This window comes from Micromonospora sp. NPDC049580 (assembly GCF_040675595.1).
Classification (GTDB): Bacteria; Actinomycetota; Actinomycetes; order Mycobacteriales; family Micromonosporaceae; genus Micromonospora.
Genome location: NZ_JBFAPG010000712.1, coordinates 1 through 2,206, shown reverse-complemented (window position 1 = coordinate 2,206; position 2,206 = coordinate 1). Strand labels below are relative to the sequence as shown.

2 protein-coding genes are annotated in these 2,206 nt (G+C 74.2%); one reads left to right on the top strand and one right to left on the bottom strand.

Features of this window, described 5'->3' with window-relative positions; all coding sequences use genetic code 11:
- The first annotated feature begins 7 nt into the window (after window positions 1-7).
- Window positions 8-1,336 carry a phospho-sugar mutase gene (locus tag AB0J68_RS31295; RefSeq protein WP_363942387.1) on the top strand — a complete coding sequence of 443 codons (1,329 nt, stop codon included), beginning with the start codon at window positions 8-10 and terminating at the stop codon, window positions 1,334-1,336.
- A gap of 184 nt (window positions 1,337-1,520) precedes the next feature.
- Here the strand turns inward: AB0J68_RS31295 and AB0J68_RS31290 are convergent, their stop codons facing one another.
- Window positions 1,521-2,198, bottom strand: a complete 678-nt coding sequence (locus AB0J68_RS31290; RefSeq protein WP_354853964.1) for a GPP34 family phosphoprotein — start codon at window positions 2,196-2,198, stop codon at window positions 1,521-1,523.
- Window positions 2,199-2,206: the final 8 nt, after the last annotated feature.

The window sequence follows — 2,206 nt, the reverse complement described above, 5'->3', positions numbered from 1 at the left end:
GCCGAGCGTGGCCAGCGCCGCCAGCACGTGCTGCTGGGTGGGGATCGGGTGCACGAGGACCCCGGTGCTGGCGTACGCGGTGCGCCAGCTCGGCGCGGTCGCCGGTGTCATGGTCACGGCCAGCCACAACCCGCCACAGGACAACGGCTACAAGGTCTACCTCGGTGCGGAGCTGGGCGGTGAGCTGGGCGCCGGGGCGCAGATCGTGCCGCCGGCCGACGCCGGCATCGAGGCCGCGATCCGGGCGGTCGGTCCGCTGACCCAGGTGCCGCTGGGCCGGCCCGGCGAGGTGCTCGGGGACGACCTCGTCGCCGCGTACGTCGAGCGGGCCACCGCCGTGATCGACCCGGACGGGCCGCGGGACCTGTCGGTGGCGTACACCCCGCTGCACGGGGTGGGTGCGGCGGTGCTCACGGCGGCGTTCGCCCGGGCCGGTTTCCCGATCCCCGGCGTGGTGCCCGACCAGGCCGAGCCGGACCCGGAGTTCCCCACCGTGTCGTTCCCCAACCCGGAGGAGCCGGGGGCGGTGGACCGGCTGATCGCGCTGGCCGACACCACCGGCGCGGACCTCGCCATCGCCAACGACCCGGACGCGGACCGCTGCGCGGTGGTCGTCCGGGAAGGCGAAGACGGGCAGGGCTGGCGGATGCTGCGCGGCGACGAGGTGGGCGTGCTGCTCGCCGACCACCTGATGCGACGCGGAGTGACCGGGCTCTACGCCACCACCATCGTCTCGTCGTCCCTGCTGCGGGCAATGTGCGCGGCCCGGGGCCTGCCCTACGACGAGACGCTCACCGGGTTCAAGTGGATCGTCCGGGCCGGCGGCGGGAGCGCGCCGCTGGTCTTCGGCTACGAGGAGGCCCTCGGCTACTGCGTCGCCCCGGAGCACGTCCGGGACAAGGACGGCATCACCGCCGCGCTGACCGTGGCCGAGTTGGCCGCCGGCCTCAAGGCGCAGGGTCGTACGCTGACCGACCGGCTGGACGAGCTGGCCGCCGAGTTCGGCGTGCACCACACCGACCAGCTCTCCGCACGGGTGGACGACCTGCGGGAGATCGCCGACGCGATGGCCCGGATCCGGGCGGCCACCCCGACCACGCTGCTGGGACAGCCGGTCGACAGCGTCCGGGACCTGCTGCCCGAGGCGGACGTGGTGATCCTTCGCACCGCACGGGCCCGGGTGGTGATCCGGCCCTCCGGCACCGAGCCGAAGCTCAAGGCGTACCTCGAGGTGGTGGAGCCGGTCGTGGACGGTGACGTCCCCACCGCCCGCCGCCGGGCGGCGCAGGCGGTGGCCGCCGTGCGCGGCGAGATCGCCACAGCTCTGGGGCTCTGACCAACGGGCCACGCCGGGGCCGACCACCCGGCCGCCGGCCCCCTGCCTGTTTCCTTTGCTCTGCTTCAACCCACGCTACGAAAACCGGCCCGGACTGTTGCCTCCGGTGAAGCAGAGCAAAGGACACGCAGCAGGAGGGCCAGGCCGACGCCCGGTCGCACCTCGGGGAACCTCCGCTCGCGGGTCAGCGGCGCGGGCCGAGGGCCTGGTCGACGGCGATGCCCAACGCGGCGACGACCAGGCCCACCGACGGGCGGACCACCGAGTCGTCGATGCTGACGTCACCGGAGAAGCCGGCGCCGGTGGCGATCTCCTGAAGCCGGCGGCGGGCGTCGGCGACGTCCTCGCCGCTCATGCCCAGCGCGGACTCCATCCGCAGCACCACGACCAGGGTGGCCAGCGCGGCGGTCCGCTCGTCCGGGGCCGCCGCGCCGGTCAGCGCCTCGGTCAGCCGCTGGCGGGTGTCCGCCTCGACGGAGGTGTCCACCACCGGATACCGGTGTACGTGGATGAAGCCCAACTCGGTCTCGTCGACGTCCTGCACGACGCCCTGGGCGCACAGGTCACCGAGGATGCGGTCGCGCAGGCCGTGCCGCAGGCGCTGCACCCACGAGGCCGGGGTGTGCGGGGTGTCGGCGGCGATCCGCCCGAGCACCTCGTCGGTGACCGGCTCGCCGGTGGGCGTCGGGTCGACGACGGTCAGGTTCCCGTCGGCGTACGCGATCCGGCCGGCCAGTGCCAGCTCGACCAGCACCGCGGCCGCCATGCCCAGGTCCAGGCTGATCCGCGGCATGGTCGCCTTACCGGTCGAGTCGTCGTAGGCGAGGAGCAGCAGCTCCTCGGCGAGCGCAACACCAGTCATGGCACGAG

Coding starts and splice junctions, on each gene's coding strand:
- AB0J68_RS31290 (WP_354853964.1), bottom strand. CDS start 2,198: ATGACTGGTGTTGCGCTCGCCGAGGAGCTGCTGCTCCTCGCCTACGAC.